Source organism: Halobacillus sp. Cin3, assembly GCF_947311855.1.
Lineage (GTDB): Bacteria > Bacillota > Bacilli > Bacillales > Halobacillaceae > Halobacillus > Halobacillus kuroshimensis.
On record NZ_CAMZMV010000003.1, the window covers coordinates 279,580 to 294,800 of the forward strand.

The following is a 15,221-nucleotide window of genomic DNA, read 5'->3' on the forward strand; positions in this document are numbered from 1 at the left end:
CGGATACCGCTGTGCCGGGAATGGATTTTGTAGAAATGAGGGATAGATATGCCTTGGATTAAACCTGTGAAACAACAGCATATGAAAGAAATAAGAGGAGAAGATGAGCCTTCCTCATTGTTTGACCGGCTTATTGCGAATGACCCCGGTTTATATGAAGCTTTTCTTCCTCTTCAACAGGCTGTGAAGAACACCGACCTGCCAGATGATTTGAGAGAGGCGGTCATCACGTTTGTGTCAATGAAAAATGGCTGCCGTTACTGCACAAAAAGTCATGCTTCCTTATTAGAAGGCCACACAGGTGTAGAAGGTGTAGAAGAATGGCTGGATGATTATGAAGCATCATCCATGAGTGAGCAGTGGAAAGCTGTCCTGCATTATGCCGAACGGTTAACCGCCAAACCTGTAGAGGTGGATCAGGACAGCGTGAACCGCCTTAAGAAAGCAGGATTTAGTGTGCGTGAAATTGCTGTGATCAACCATACCGTGGCTTATACGAGCTATACGAATCAGTTGTCGATGGGGCTTGGATTGTAAATCTTAAAGCACCGATCGAGACTGGGTTTTCTAGACTGTCGAGAACTTTTCCGGCAGTCTTTTTTTTGGACGCTGCGGCCTGGTTGTAAAAGGTGTTTATCTTAAAAGTTTATTGTAAACTAAAATAAATTAGTGTTGACATTATGCCGGGGGTTTTTTATCTTTAAGGAAGAAGTTGTGGAGGAGGGATAATGATGAAGAAGTCGAAACTAAGCGTTTATGAAATGACTTTAGGCAGTTTGTTTGTTGCGCTGATGGCTATCGGTGCCAATATTACGGCTTACCTGCCATTTCTCCAGGTTATGGGAGTTCCTCTGACCCTGCAGACGTTTTTCGCTATTCTGGCAGGGCTTATGCTTGGAAGCCGTCTCGGGTCTTTTTCGATTCTCGTGTATGTTCTTTTAGGTTTGGCGGGAGCACCGATCTTCGCTGGTTTTAAAGGCGGGTTGTCGGTCGTGATTGCTCCGACGTTTGGATTTATTTTGTCTTATATTATTCTTGCTTATTTTGTAGGGAAAATTGCTGAATCCAGGCGGACGATGCCGAGGTACATAATGGCCGCTGCCACCGGCATCATCATCAACTATTTTGTCGGTGTCCACTTATTTTATCTCGCGCTGAATTTCTGGGTGGGAGGAGACGGGATCAGTCTTGCTCTGGCGTGGTCCAGTATGGTGCCGTTTATCATAAAGGACAGCGTTCTTGCCGTAGGTGCAGCCTTGTTTACCCAACGGTTCGAAAAGGCGTGGCTTTCCAAAACAAGACTCAGACAGGCGGCATAGTCCTGTGGTTTTATGAAGTAACGAAAGGCCCTGCCCACATAAGGGACAGGGCCTTTTTATTGCCATTTTTCGGACTTTTGTGTGAGTTGGATAACGGTCTGGATTGCTATATGATGAGAGAAGATTGGAAAGGAGAGATGGAGAATGAAACATCGTTTGGATGAACTGGCTGCCTACCTGAAGGAGACGGGTATTGATGCAGCTTTTATTAATTCACCGGAAAACTTCTTTTATTTAACCGGGTTTCTAACTGACCCTCATGAAAGGCTGTTAGGGTTGGTCGTATTTCCGGAAGCAGACCCTATGGCTGTTCTTCCGGGAATGGAAAAAGCACAGCTGCAGGAAACAGGCTGGAGCCATGAAATCATTGGTTACGCTGATCATGAAAATCCATGGCAGATGATCAAGGATTCTATGAATCAGGCGGGGATCACGAACGTACATCATGTGGGCATAGAAAAAGAAGTGCTTTCCTACGGGCGTAGTGAATCCTTTTTTGCGCTGTTTGATGACGCAGAAGTCCTCGACATCGAAGGGAAATTAAACGAGATGCGTGTTGTAAAGGATGAACAGGAAATCGCTGTTCTGAAGGAAGCGGCAGAACTCGCAGATTTCGGGGTCAAGGTAGGAACAGAAGCCCTGAATGAAGGGGTCACGGAAATGGAAGTCCTTGCGGCGATTGAGTATGAGCTTAAGAAAAAAGGCGTCGCTCAAATGTCCTTCTCCACTATGGTGCTTTTTGGTGAGAAATCCGGCCATCCTCATGGAAACCCCGGAGACCGCAGGTTAAAAGAAGGAGACCTTGTCCTGTTTGATCTTGGAGTCGTCTGGAAAGGATACACGTCTGATATTACGAGAACCTTCGCTTTCCGCTCTGTCAACGAAAAGCAGAAAGCTATCTATGAAACGGTTCTTGAAGCATTGAATGCTTCCCTGACCATCAGTCGTCCTGGAACAAGGATTGGTGATCTGGATGAAGCGGCGCGTCAGGTTATTACAGAAGCCGGCTACGGCGATAAGTTTCCACACCGGATTGGACATGGACTGGGAATCAATGTGCATGAATTCCCTTCTATGAGTCATTTGAATGACGGAGTATTAAAAGAAGGGATGACGTATACGCTCGAACCGGGCATTTACGATCCTGAAATCGGCGGTGTCCGTATTGAAGATGATGTTCTTGTCACGCCGGAAGGATATGTCACGCTGACAGAAACACCAAAAGAATTGACCATCATAAAGTGAAGAGAGCAGCCGTAAGACGATCAAAGGAAAGGTGCCTGCAGAGGGCGCCTTTCCTTTTTTTATTTTGGCTCTGTTATTGCTTGGTGTTGTTAATTAACATGTGAGCTCCTATCACCCCTTTCTGTCATGGGATTTGTATGAGGCGGCCTTGGGAATGACTCCCTTTCCGTGGTGTACCGTGAGGCTCATCGTTCCCCGCGGAAAGCGGACGGTTTTCCCTGCCATCCCATGCTCTGAGTAAATAGCAGACCGGACCCCTAATTCCATACGGAAACGATTTAGTAATCATTTGAAATATCAACAACAGACTTTAACAGAGCTTTTATTGTAGAAAAAGTGTGGGCCGGACGATTGTTCCTTTTGACTGTGAAATCTTAGAAAAAGAATGGGGGGCAGAGAAACCTGTCGCGAAAGTCTGCGACAGGTTTTCTTTGATTCCAAAAGGTATATAGATCTTTCCTTTCCTATGGAAAACGAGGGCGGATGGGATATAAGCCTCTGGTCTTAGATAAAGATATATCCCCGGCTCATTACGGAAATCCTTCTGCACCGGTATGATAAAGACAAGAACAGTGCAGGGAGGGAAATACATGAAAAAGTTTCTGTTGTTCCTCGCAGGTCTGATTGCCCTTGGATTATTCATTGCGAACCTTGGTCCAATGATTCTGCTTGGTGTCAGTGTATGGCTGCTTTATATCGTTTTCAAGCAGTTTGTGAAAAGTGACTCAACAGCCGGGAAGATCGGCTGGATTGTCGTCGGCTTGATTGTTTTAAGCATCGCTGTTTCCAATGTTTACGCTGTCGTCGGCGTGGCTGCTGCTTTTGTCCTCTACTGGATTTATATCAATTGGACAAGCCGTACACGTGATTCCACGTCTGAAAAAGAAGACGACCCATTTACAAACTTTGAGCGTCAATGGGCGGACTTGAACAAATAACAAAGGAGATGGAAACATGGCCAACCTATTTACACGATTAAAGGATTCAATTACGGCAGATCTTCATGAGGCATTGGACCAAAAGGAACAGAAGAACCCGGTCGCCATGCTGAATCAGTACTTAAGAGAAAGTGAAAAGGAGACAGAAAAAGTCCGGAAGCTGGTGGAGCGGCAGTACCAGTTGAAGGATGAATTCGGAAGGGAATATCAAAAAGCTTCAGATCTGGCTGAGAAACGCAGGCATCAGGCCCATTTGGCTGAACAGGCCGGCGAAACGTCCATGCATGAATTTGCGGTAAAAGAGCAGGGAGAATATGGAGCGCGTGCAGAAAAGCTGAAGCAGTCTCAGGCAGAATGTGTAGAGCAGCTGGAGGCCCTCGAGCGTAAGTATGAGGAAATGAAACATAAACTAAAGGATATGCACTTGAAACGGATGTCGATTATGGGGCGTGAAAATACAGCACGTGCGCATCACAGAATGAACCGTGTGCTGGAGGATGGATCAGACAAGCCGTATTCCCGATTCTCTGAGATTGACCGTTACATGGAGGACCTGGAGTATAAGGTGAACAGTGCCTACTACCGTAATACGTTTGACAGTAAGATGGCAGAGATTGAGAAAAAGGTCAGGAATAAGCAGGAAGTGTCGGGGTAACTAAATCATGGTATGATAAAGGCGCAGTTCTCTGCGTCTTTCCTTTGTCTAAAGGGCGCAGGTGGATAAGAGGAAGGGGGAATGACCGCTGTGTTTAAAAGAATTTCAACAGATATGCTGAACACGATCTTAATCACAGGGGTGATTCTCCTGATCATTGAAATAGTGTTCTTTAACGGGGGCCTCATTTTTTCTGTCGGTTTTTCAGCCGTCCTGATTTACTTCGGTTGGAAGAATTATAGGCCGCTTTGGAGAAAAGCCATGTTCTGGGTCGGGGCGGTCGGTCTCGGGCTGACTGTACTAAGTATGATTGCTGTTCGTTTTCTCGTGCTGGCCATCCTTTTTCTGGCGGTCCGTCATTATTATAAAACGAAGCAGCATCCGGAAAGAGTACAGCTGGAAGGGATGGATCAGGAGCTGAATGACCCTCCGGAGGAACCTGTATTTACTCAAAAGTTTTTTGGGCGGCAGTCGACGCCCTCACATTCCTATCCGTGGCAGGATGTGAATGTGCACGGAGGCATAGGCGACCGGGTCATCGATTTAAGTGAAACCGTTCTTCCTTCGAACGAATCCGTTATATCCATCCGTCATTTTATAGGCAATGTCACGATTTATGTTCCGTATGAGGTGGAAGTGACGATCCTTCACAGTGCGATCATTGGAAGAAGCTCGATTTTTCAGTTTAAGAAGTCCAGAATGCTCAATCAGATGACGTTTTACCAAACACCGGATTATCAGGAAAATAAGCCCCGGGTGAAGGTCATTACGTCAATATTTTCCGGTGATCTCGAGGTGAAGCGGATATGAACCTTTGGCAGAGGCAGATTTGGTCGGGGCTTTTCACGTTCTTGCTATTTGCTGTTCTCCTGACTGCTGTAACCTTCGCCGCTTTTCCGGTAGAGCAGTGGTCAGTGCTCTGGACAAGAGAGGTGCTCGATCTTCCGTATGGATTTTTGATTCTGCTGTTGTCCCTGTTTATGGGACTTGTAACCGGTACGGCTCAGGGGTGGTACTGGCGGCGTCAGTTTACCCATATCGAACAGCAGCTTGGAGAAGTCGTGAAAGGCAGCCCTCTGGAGACGGACACGGCGGATCTAGCAGAAGTGAAAAGAATTGAAGATCGGATGAAACAGCTGGAAGATAAGATTGTGAAACAAGCTGAGCTTTCTCAACGTATGGTTACAGAAAGAGCGGAAGAACGGGAAAAAAGCCTTCAGGAAGTAGTCATACAGGAAAGGAATCGTCTGGCCAGGGAACTTCACGATTCTGTCAGTCAGCAGTTGTTTGCTGCTTCGATGATGATGTCAGCCATTAATGAGACGAAAGACCATGGACGTGAAGGTGAGGACCGGCAGCTGAAGATGGTAGAGAGGATGATTCATCAATCCCAGCTCGAAATGAGGGCACTGCTCCTCCATCTGCGGCCGGTTCCCTTGAAAGATAAAACACTGGCGGAAGGAATGACAGAGCTTCTTCAGGAACTGATCCAAAAGGTGCCGCTGCAGATTGACTGGACGATCGAAACATTTCCTTTAGAAAAAGGGGTGGAGGACCAGCTCTTCCGAATTCTGCAGGAATCGGTATCCAACACGCTCAGGCATGCCAAGGCATCAACCCTTTCGGTTATGCTTCTGGATCGTGATCAAACCGTTATTTTAAAAGTGATCGACGACGGTATGGGTTTTCATGTGGAAGAGAAAAAAACGAGCTCCTACGGTCTTCAAAATATGGAGGAGCGTGCCTTTGAAGTGGGCGGAGTGTTAAAGATTGTCAGTGTGAAAGGACAGGGGACACGGTTGGAAGTGAAAGTGCCCCACCGACTTAAAGGAGGTCAATCCTGATGATTCGAGTGTTATTTGCAGATGATCATGAGATGGTCCGTATTGGTGTATCCGCGTATTTGTCCTCGCAGCCGGATATCGAAGTGATCGCTGAAGCTGGAGACGGTGAAGATGCTGTAGCGCTTGCCTTTCAACACCGGCCGGACATTATTTTGATGGATCTCGTGATGGAACATATGGATGGGATTGAAGCGACCAAGCGGATTACGGACGAGTGGCCGGAGGCGAAGATCATCATCGTCACAAGTTTTCTTGATGATGAGAAGGTGTATCCCGCTTTAGAGGCGGGAGCGGTCAGTTATATGCTGAAAACGTCAAAAGCAGAGGAAATAGCCCAGGCAATTCGTGCCACGTTTGAAGGACGGTCCATTCTGGAACCGGAAGTCACCGGGAAAATCATGACAAAGATGCGTCATCCCGACCGACGGGCGCTCCATGAGGATTTGACGAACAGGGAAAAGGAAATTCTGCTTCTGATGGCAGATGGCAGGACGAACCAGGAGATTGCAGAAGAGTTGTTCATAGCTTTAAAAACGGTAAAGGTTCACGTAAGCAGTATTCTTGGGAAATTACAAGTATCAGACAGAACGCAGGCCGTCATTTATGCATTCAAACATGAGCTTGTCCATTAAATTCATGAAAGAGTATATGAACACCCCGGCCATGGAGGCCGGGGTGTTTTCAGTGGAGGAAGGTGACGTAGACAAAGGCGGTAATCAGAATGAGATAGAAGATGACCAGTTTCCAATAGAGTCTTCTCATGCTTTTCCCCCTTTACTTCGGCCCGTCGTATTCCATTAAGTTTATGTGAAGGAGGGGTGAAGAATGACAAAGTTTACCCCATCGCTGTATCTGTGGGGAACCTGTTTGATACACTTTTCCTAACACCTGTGCTTGTTTTATGAGACTTTCGGGAATACAAAGAGAGAGGTGATTTGTATGAATTGGAACAATCAGCTTGCCGGAAAACCGGTATGGGCTGGCGGAATATCCAATCGGGAAGCCAAAGAACGGGCCGCCGCCAGAGTCAGCGGATATGTTGAAGATCAGCAGGTGATCGGCGTGGGTTCCGGGTCGACGGCTTTCATTGCCCTGGAAAAGATCGCTGAACGGATAAAGAACGAGGGGCTGGACGTTTATGCAGTACCGACATCGAAAGAAGCGGAGATGAATTGTGCCTTGTTCGGCTTAAGGACGACGACATTGACCGCTGCAAAGCCCGACTGGGGTTTTGACGGAGCGGATGAAGTTGACAATGCCGGCCGGTTGATTAAAGGAAGGGGCGGAGCGTTATTCGCTGAAAAACTCGTGATGGCAAGCTCCCCTAAAACGTATATTTTAGTGGATGAAAGTAAATATGTTCAGAAGCTTGGTGAAAAGTATGCTGTTCCTGTTGAAGTGGATCCGAGAGCTGTGCATCTTGTGGAAACAAAGCTGCAGGAATTCCCTTGTGTGGACATTCAGCTGCGTATGGCGGCGGCGAAAGACGGTCCTGTTCTCACGGAAGCAGGAAATCTCCTGCTGGAAGTGCGGTTCCAAGACATCCATGATGGGTTGGAAAAAGAGCTCAGTGCCATCCCTGGAGTTATAGAAACGGGACTGTTCATTGGGTATCCCGTGGAAATTTTAACGGTTTGACGCCCATTTTACTTATATTTGTTGGTAACTCGTAATACTTTTTCTATAATAGTAGTAAATCCTTATTCAAAGGGGAATTCATTATGGGACTGCCAAATAGGATTGCTTACCAGGATCATCGCTACCCTCATGTTGTACTTGCGCCGATTGGGAAGAAGAACAAACACATTCGTTCCATCGGACATAAATTTGAACGGGGGTTATTATCCAGGCTTAACGATGCAATTGTGGATCATATCGGCAGGAAGTCTCTGGACACAGCGTCCATCCAGAATTATCTCGGACTAACCGGGGATGCAGTTCTGCCTGTAGCTTTTCAAAAGGAAGAGAGGATCCATCCACATTTGCTGCGCCCAGAATTGTTTTTATGGAAGTCCCTGCCTGAAGAACATGGACTACCTTTAAAAGATCAATATTTATATAACACAGATTTCACTCAGCTGTCCGCAGACCAGTTGTATGACCATGTCGGGGAAGTGTTGGATGAATATCTGTTTCTTTCTCACATCAGCACAGAAAGTCGTGAAAACTGGCTGGATAAAATTGCAGATGCGTTTCACCGGCATCCAATGGTGCAGCTGTTTCATCAAAAGCGTGAGGTCATCGATGCGGTCGAAACGATGAATCAATCCTCACTCATTTCTGTGCTCAACTACCCTGAGGACATTGCATATTGGAGGCACCGTGTCGAAATCGTCATGCGCCCGTTCCGAGCTCTTCCACAGGCGTGGGTGGAGCAGAAACAAGGCAGCTGCCCTCATTCAAAATGTTTACAGTTCGATGCCGGGGAGAAAACGATCTGCTGCTACTGTGAAACGTGTGATTTCTGCCTTTATTATGACACGGTGGAGGATAGGGTCCGTTTCCCGGAAGAGTTTGATGTGGAGCGGGCAGCCAAGCGCACAGCGACGATCGAGCAGCAGTTCAATGACATTGCGATACAGAACAGCAGGCTTCTCGAGCAGCTTGGACAGTTGAGAGCTTTGAAAAAACAGCTCAATACAGCAAGAAAGTCCCTTGATGAAAGCCTTGCTGTCATCAGCCGCATCGAAAAGTACCAGCGCAGAAAAGACGACCTGTCCGCCTATCCTTTACTGGACATGTATGACAAATTAAGCCGTGTCCATATTCCGGAGAAGAGGTCTGATTCAGAGCTGCTGTGGCTGGCAGGTGTCCAGCTTCATGATGTCCGTATTCTTAAGGAGTTGAACCGCTGGCAGAAGGTCGTGCCGGAGCATGTCTACCCGAATACCCGGCATGTCCTTGAGGAACTGAAGGCGCGTCTTGAAGAAGTCCGCTACAATGATGAGGATATCATTCTGACCATTAAAGGAAGGTCCATCACTTACGCGGATACCCAGCAGATTCTTGACCTCATCTATTATTATGGCAGTGAATACCCGGTGCACACCCTGGTCCAGATGCTCGCCGGCAAGCCGACGAACAAATTAAGGAGTCTCTATCTTCATGAAACACGCTGGTTTGGTCTGTTATCGAGCTGGCCTGAAAAGCATATTCAGCGGTTGTTCACCCAGCTGGAAAAGCAGGGCTGGCTGATGAAGCAGCAGAAGGGTTATGCAATCAGCGATTATGCAGAGGAAGTTATGTAGAACAACGTTTTTCATAAGAAAGACCTGCTTTTAAGGGCAGGTCTTTCTTTTCTGCATGCATCTGAATCGTAAGCGTTTACTTATGCTATAATTCATGTACAGCCAAGGTTCCGTCTTCCCTATTGTATTCATCACGAGGCACGGGGAGAACAGGAAAACGGATAGTTTAAAGGAGGCCGCATACAAATGAAATCCATCTACCACAAAGCACTCGGGGAGCAGTTCCATAACCTTCATCCCGAGCTGCAGAAAAAATACGGCTTAACGAGTAAGCAGAATCTTATGGTCCTTGGACAGGGCAGAATGACAGAAATCCGAGGAACTCCTGCGCTGGTAAGGCCATTGATGAGTGCGGGAGTGAAGGATCACCTTCTCTTCAGAGAGCGTGGAAAAGATGTGCCTTTTACACTCGAAAATTATGTGTATGAAGATGAAGAGGGTAGAGAAACCATCAGCTGGATCCGCCGCTTCTTTTTCCCTTATGCCATCCGCGGTTTTGATTCTGCTGCGAGATATGATGAAGAAAAACAGTGCCTTGTCGATCATCTTGGCCGTTCGGGCCTGGTGGAGGCAGAATTTGATCTTCACGTTACTCCAGAGGGCGGACTGTATATGGAGTCAAGAACGAATAACGTGGGAGGGGTGCTGGGCATGACCGGCCCTGTGACTTCCGTATATGAACATTATGAAGAAAAAGAAGGGGCGACACGGGTGCACGTCCATACAGAACATCCTGTTCTCGGAACGCTTTTAATGTATGAAGGGCTCGTTCACACAGAGTTCCTTCCGATAACGTTCCGCAATATACCACAGCGTGGAGTACTTGACTAAAGGAGGTCTCACTCTTGACCCAGGAACCGCCGAAAGGCAGTGAAGGCGTGCATACGGATTTTTCCGATCGGATGACTTATGGAGAATATTTACGTTTAGACCAGCTGCTTGATGCGCAGAAGCCGCTTTCTTCCCATCATGATGAAATGCTCTTTATTATGATCCATCAGGTGAGTGAAATATGGATGAAGCTGATGCTGCACGAACTTCAGGCAGCCATCCGGTCGATTCAACATGACGACATGCAGCCGGCTTTTAAAATGCTTGCCAGAGTCTCCAGTATTCAGAAGCAGATCATCCATGCATGGGATGTACTGGCGACGATGACTCCGTCAGAATACATGGAGTTCCGGGATCATCTCGGCCAGGCTTCGGGGTTTCAATCCTACCAGTACCGGATGATTGAGTTTGCCCTTGGGTACAAAACGAATGCCGTATTGAAGATTTACCGGAAAGATAAAGATCTTCACAATCGACTGGAAAAGGCCTATAAAAAGCCCAGCTTGTATGATGTTACACTTGAGCAGCTGTCCAAAGCAGGATTTGATCTCGATCCACAGGTGCTGAACAGAGATTATACCGATTTGTATAAGCAGAACCCTTCGGTTGAAGCCGCCTGGGCAATTGTCTACAAAGATGTGGATCGGTACTGGCATCTGTATCAGCTGGCTGAGAAGCTTGTGGACTTGGAGGACAGCCTCCAGCAGTGGCGTTTTCGTCATATGAAGACAGTGGAACGGATCATTGGCCATAAAAAAGGGACAGGAGGATCTTCAGGGGTCGGCTACTTGAAGAAAGTTTTGGAGCACCGCTTTTTCCCTGAGCTTTGGGACGTCCGCACCCACTTTTAATGTCAGAATAGACTGAATATATCTGATTAATTAAATGATTGTTACATTTGTGTTACAATAGGTTGTGTGACTAATAGATAAAGAGGGAAGAATTATGAGACAACCTATTTTATATATATCACTGCTGGTCGTTTTAGTTGTATCAGGATGCTCATTTATCGCAAAAGCTAATGAAAATGATTCTAAACAATCTGATGAAACAGAACCAATGTACGATATCGATATGAAGACGGAACTTGTGGAGCATAATGAATACCACATAACCATCCACTATCCGCAGACAACCAACAATCAATTGAATCAGACGATTGTCGATTACGTCAATCAACAGAAGGCCGGCTTTAAACAGGCCAGCTATCAGAATAAACAATCCGTGGAGGCTTCTGAATCACATGAGCTTCACGTGGACTTCGAGATGCTCTATCAGGATCACCGATTCTTCGTGGTCCGCTTTATAGAAACGATGGATGTAGGCGGAAACGAGGTTATCCAAAACCAGACCGTCATGAATTTTGATAAGAAGGACGGGCGCAGGCTTGAGCTGGACGAGCTGCTCAACAATGACCCGGAAGTGCTTGATGAACTGGCTGCATTGACAGAAGAAGCACTGAAAGAAGAAGTTTCCACCCGTTACAGCCTACCTCTTCACGTGAACAAGGGGACATTTGAAGATGTGGCCCTTACCAAAGAAGGGGTGAGGGTCTATCTTCAGGCGGAGGACGGCACGTTGGGATATGTGCTGGTCGAACTTGAAGAAGGGCAGGATCTCATTCGGAAAGAATTTGTAGAAGCTTTGGAATCCGCTTCCGACGTATCGGAACCATCCTCTTCGGAGCAGAAGCAAGACCGGGAAGGTCCCGTGGAGGCTGTTTCAACGGATGACCTTGGGGTGGAAACCGGAGAAAAGAGAGCTGCTCTCACTTTTGATGACGGTCCTCATCCAACATGGACAGTGGATATTCTCGACCTTCTGGAGAAGTATGACGCCAAAGGCTCGTTTTTCATGATTGGAAAACGGGTGTCCTATTACCCGGAAACGGCCCGGATGGTGGCTGAGCAGGGTCATGAAATCGGAAATCATACGTGGGATCACCCCCGCCTCGCCCGGTTAAACCCGGAAGAGGTGGATGAGCAGATTCTCGCTGCCCAGGACGTGATCAAGCAGGCTGCTGGAGTAGAAACAGCTGGATTGAGACTGCCGTTTGGCGAGGAGCCTCCAATGGCTTACAAAGGCGATTGGAATACGGTTCCATGGACGCTCTATTCTGAGGAGTGGAGCGAACAGGAGCCGGAGGAAATTGCGGAAGAGATCACTTCACAGGCAGAGGATGGTTCGGTAATTCTTCTCCATGAATTAGAGAGCCGGACCCCTGAAGTTGTGGAGCTTGTGCTGGAACAGTTAACTTCCCAAGGGTTTCAATTTGTGAAAGTCAGTGATCTTCAATCATAAAAAAGACGGGTAGATGGACATCGTGTTCGTCTACCCGTCTTTTTTATGTTTTCTAGTCCTCATTCAGCTCATCTTTGATGAAACGGCCCCATTGTTCGAATTCAACGAGAAAGCCGTCATGACCATAATCCGTAGGGATATGCCTGTGGAAGGCCTTCGGTGCCGCCGATGAAAAAGCGGAAATCAGCTCTTCTGGATACAGCAGGTCGTGTTCAAAACTGAACGTGATCAAGTCTGCTTTATACTGAGCGGCGGCCGTTTTCCATCCTCCCCGGTTCCTCCCGATGTCATGGTTATTCATTGCATCAAGCAGGTACAGGTAGCTGTTCGCGTCAAACCGTTCTTTGATTTTATCTCCCTGATAATCCAGATAGGATTGAATTTCATAGGTGTCTCCTCCATTGGACCGGTCAAACCTCTTTTCAAAAAGAGTGGGGCTTCTGTAAGTCACCATACCGGTCATGCGCGCAATCTCAAACCCCTGCAGGGACTCATTGGTCGTGTAGTTCCCGTCTTGGAACAAAGGGTCATTTTTGATAGCTTTCGCCCCGATATGATTGAAGGCGATGCCGTAATCACTCAAGTAGGGGGTCGCAGCCATAATCAGCAGCTTCTCCATAAAGTCAGGGTAGAGGAGCCCCCATTCATACGCCTGCATACCTCCAAGCGACCCTCCCGCAACAGCCTTGACCTGATGTATGCCCATCTTTTTTAAGGCCTCATACTGGGCGCGCACCATATCCCGGATGGTCACTTTAGGGAACTGCTGGCGGAATGGTCTGCCTGTATCAGGATTCATACTGGCGGGACCCGTAGACCCATGACAGCCTCCCAGAACATTGAACGTAATTACTTGGAACAGGGAGGTGTCGACTGGACACCCCTCACCGATTAATCCTGCCCACCAGCCGGGCTGCTCTTGGGTACCCACAGCTGCCTGGTTCCCGGTTAAAGCGTGGCAGACGATAATGACGGGAGCATGAGAGGGGCCGGTGCGTTCGTAAGCCAGCTCAACAGATTCCAGCCGGCCTCCGGATTCGAAATCGAAGGGTCCCAGTTCAATCGTCTCCAAAGCTGCTGTCTGGCTGGCGGGGTTTTTTAAAGACATGCTTTCATTCTCCTTTCTGGCCATTATACAGTGACGAGTGTATGAGATAAGTTGTGTCCTGATCGGATTGAAACGATCGTCTCGTAAAGACTGGCTCCGGATAGGATTTGTTCATTTTTCAGGGAAGAAGCAGCCTTGGACCAAATGACCAATGGATTCGCTGACTGGGCCAGATCCGTCTGGTTTTCTCCAAGGGTTTCAAAATAAAGAATATCGAAAGCTGGATCGTTCAGTTCCAGCATGTCTTCAGCCTTTGAAAAAGTAGTCACCTCAAAACCGAACCGCTCCAGTTTGGAGGCTTCCTCCTGCAGGCCTCCCGGCTGGTCAGGAATGATGCCGATCGTTTTCCTGCGGATGTTTCCATTGGACCGGTCGAGGGAGGAACGGAGAACGGTCTCCGCTGGATGAGGCTGTTCCTTATAAGGACGGCTGTATCCATTGGCCTTTTCTATGGCTTGGTCCAAGTCCCGTATAAGATCATCCACAGATTCCAGACCAACCGACAAGCGGACAAGTTCTTCGGATACACCGGACTTTTTCAAGTTTTCCTCATTCAACTGCTGGTGGGTGGTGGAGGCCGGATGGATGATCAATGATTTCGCATCCCCGACATTGGCCACATGGGACCAGAGGGTGGAATGGTCAATCAATTTACGACCGGCTTCACGTCCGCCTTTGATACCGAAGACAACCATGGATCCGGCTCCGCCTTTCAAATACTTCCCGGCAAGGTCATAAGTGGGGTGATCCGGCAGCCCGGGATAATTCACCCAATCCACGCCTTCATGGTTCTGCAGGTAGGCAGCAATTTCATATGCCTGCTCTGCATGCTTTTCGATTCTCAGGTGGAGCGTTTCGAGTCCCTGCAGGAGCAGGAACGCGTTCTGCGGGCTCAGGCAGGCACCGATATCTCTCAAAAGCTGAACACGGAGCTTAACCGCATAGCCGGCAGGTCCAGCATCAATACCGAAGCGGATGCCGTTGTAGCTTTCATCAGGCTCTGTAAAACCCGGGAATTTTTCGTGGTTCCAGTCGAACCGGCCGCTGTCTACGACAATACCGCCGATAGCTGTACCATGGCCCCCGATCCACTTCGTTGCGGAGTGGACGACGATATCTGCCCCCCAGGTGATCGGCTTGCATACATAAGGGGTGGCGAAGGTGTTGTCGACAATCAATGGAATGTGATGAGCGTGGGCAATATCCGCCACCGCTTCAAAGTCCAGTACATTCAGGCTTGGATTACCGATGGTTTCAGCGAAAATCGCTTTCGTTTCAGGCGTAATAGCTTCCTCGAAGGCATTAGGATCGTTCCCATCTACGAAAACAACGTTCACACCATAGCGGGGAAGAGTGTGCACGAATAAGTTATACGTACCTCCGTACAAGTTGGAAGAGGTGACGATGGTATCCCCGGCACCGGCAACGTTCAGGACGGCCATCGTAATTGCCGCCATCCCGGAAGCTGTAGCTACAGCGGCAGCACCGTCTTCCAGAAGGGCAACACGCTGCTCAAATACATCGACTGTCGGGTTTGTGATTCTGGAATAGATGTTCCCCGGTTCGGCCAGGGCAAATAGGTTCTGGGCATGATCGGTATCATTAAAAACATATGAAGTCGTCTGATAGATGGGAACGGCACGCGAGCCTGTTGCTGGATCAGCTTCCTGTCCACCGTGAAGCAGCTGTGTTTCATCACCATACACATGATTTGAATAGGTCATTGGTTCAT

Annotated in this window: 15 protein-coding genes; 13 read left to right on the forward strand and 2 right to left on the reverse strand. The window is 47.9% G+C overall.

Annotated elements, in window-relative coordinates; genetic code table 11:
- Nucleotides 1-48: 48 nt before the first annotated feature.
- From QMA39_RS12075 to QMA39_RS12135, 13 genes are all read left to right on the forward strand, one after another.
- Nucleotides 49-537, forward strand: coding sequence for a carboxymuconolactone decarboxylase family protein (locus tag QMA39_RS12075; RefSeq protein ID WP_281658886.1), 489 nt, complete (start codon nucleotides 49-51; stop codon nucleotides 535-537).
- Nucleotides 538-731: 194 nt separating this feature from the next.
- Complete coding sequence (locus QMA39_RS12080) at nucleotides 732-1,319, forward strand: biotin transporter BioY (protein ID WP_281658887.1); 588 nt, start codon at nucleotides 732-734, stop codon at nucleotides 1,317-1,319.
- 144 nt (nucleotides 1,320-1,463) lie between these two features.
- Nucleotides 1,464-2,564 (forward strand): Xaa-Pro peptidase family protein, encoded by a 1,101-nt coding sequence (locus QMA39_RS12085; RefSeq protein ID WP_281658888.1) that lies wholly within the window; start codon nucleotides 1,464-1,466, stop codon nucleotides 2,562-2,564.
- 590 nt (nucleotides 2,565-3,154) lie between these two features.
- The gene (locus QMA39_RS12090; protein ID WP_206934471.1) at nucleotides 3,155-3,502 is read left to right on the forward strand and encodes a flagellar basal body rod protein; all 348 of its coding nucleotides are present in this window, start codon (nucleotides 3,155-3,157) and stop codon (nucleotides 3,500-3,502) included.
- Nucleotides 3,503-3,518: 16 nt separating this feature from the next.
- Nucleotides 3,519-4,157 (forward strand): PspA/IM30 family protein, encoded by a 639-nt coding sequence (locus QMA39_RS12095; protein WP_281658889.1) that lies wholly within the window; start codon nucleotides 3,519-3,521, stop codon nucleotides 4,155-4,157.
- An 81-nt stretch (nucleotides 4,158-4,238) separates the two neighbouring features.
- Nucleotides 4,239-4,967 carry a cell wall-active antibiotics response protein LiaF gene (gene liaF, locus QMA39_RS12100; protein ID WP_206934468.1) on the forward strand — a complete coding sequence of 243 codons (729 nt, stop codon included), beginning with the start codon at nucleotides 4,239-4,241 and terminating at the stop codon, nucleotides 4,965-4,967.
- Complete coding sequence (locus QMA39_RS12105) at nucleotides 4,964-6,001, forward strand: sensor histidine kinase (protein WP_027953372.1); 1,038 nt, start codon at nucleotides 4,964-4,966, stop codon at nucleotides 5,999-6,001. Before liaF ends, QMA39_RS12105 begins: the two co-directional genes overlap by 4 nt.
- Nucleotides 6,001-6,633 (forward strand): response regulator transcription factor, encoded by a 633-nt coding sequence (locus QMA39_RS12110; protein ID WP_206934464.1) that lies wholly within the window; start codon nucleotides 6,001-6,003, stop codon nucleotides 6,631-6,633. Before QMA39_RS12105 ends, QMA39_RS12110 begins: the two co-directional genes overlap by 1 nt.
- A 307-nt stretch (nucleotides 6,634-6,940) precedes the next feature.
- Complete coding sequence (gene rpiA / locus QMA39_RS12115) at nucleotides 6,941-7,639, forward strand: ribose 5-phosphate isomerase A (RefSeq protein WP_206934462.1); 699 nt, start codon at nucleotides 6,941-6,943, stop codon at nucleotides 7,637-7,639.
- An 83-nt stretch (nucleotides 7,640-7,722) separates the two neighbouring features.
- Nucleotides 7,723-9,249: an RQC-minor-2 family DNA-binding protein gene (locus QMA39_RS12120; RefSeq protein ID WP_281658890.1), complete on the forward strand. Its 1,527-nt coding sequence runs from the start codon at nucleotides 7,723-7,725 to the stop codon at nucleotides 9,247-9,249.
- 186 nt (nucleotides 9,250-9,435) lie between these two features.
- Nucleotides 9,436-10,080, forward strand: coding sequence for a DUF4166 domain-containing protein (locus tag QMA39_RS12125; protein ID WP_206934458.1), 645 nt, complete (start codon nucleotides 9,436-9,438; stop codon nucleotides 10,078-10,080).
- 14 nt (nucleotides 10,081-10,094) lie between these two features.
- On the forward strand, nucleotides 10,095-10,931 hold the full coding sequence (gene kynA / locus QMA39_RS12130; RefSeq protein WP_206934456.1) for a tryptophan 2,3-dioxygenase: 837 nt from the start codon (nucleotides 10,095-10,097) through the stop codon (nucleotides 10,929-10,931).
- Between the two features lie 94 nt (nucleotides 10,932-11,025).
- Nucleotides 11,026-12,381: a polysaccharide deacetylase family protein gene (locus QMA39_RS12135; protein WP_281658891.1), complete on the forward strand. Its 1,356-nt coding sequence runs from the start codon at nucleotides 11,026-11,028 to the stop codon at nucleotides 12,379-12,381.
- Between the two features lie 52 nt (nucleotides 12,382-12,433).
- On the opposite strand, the gene QMA39_RS12140 is transcribed toward QMA39_RS12135, so the two are convergent.
- Together QMA39_RS12140 and QMA39_RS12145 are read right to left on the reverse strand one after the other, a co-directional pair.
- The gene (locus tag QMA39_RS12140) at nucleotides 12,434-13,489 is read right to left on the reverse strand and encodes a homoserine O-acetyltransferase (protein ID WP_281658892.1); all 1,056 of its coding nucleotides are present in this window, start codon (nucleotides 13,487-13,489) and stop codon (nucleotides 12,434-12,436) included.
- Between the two features lie 23 nt (nucleotides 13,490-13,512).
- Nucleotides 13,513-15,213 carry an O-acetylhomoserine aminocarboxypropyltransferase/cysteine synthase family protein gene (locus tag QMA39_RS12145; RefSeq protein ID WP_281658893.1) on the reverse strand — a complete coding sequence of 567 codons (1,701 nt, stop codon included), beginning with the start codon at nucleotides 15,211-15,213 and terminating at the stop codon, nucleotides 13,513-13,515.
- Between the last annotated feature and the right edge of the window lie 8 nt (nucleotides 15,214-15,221).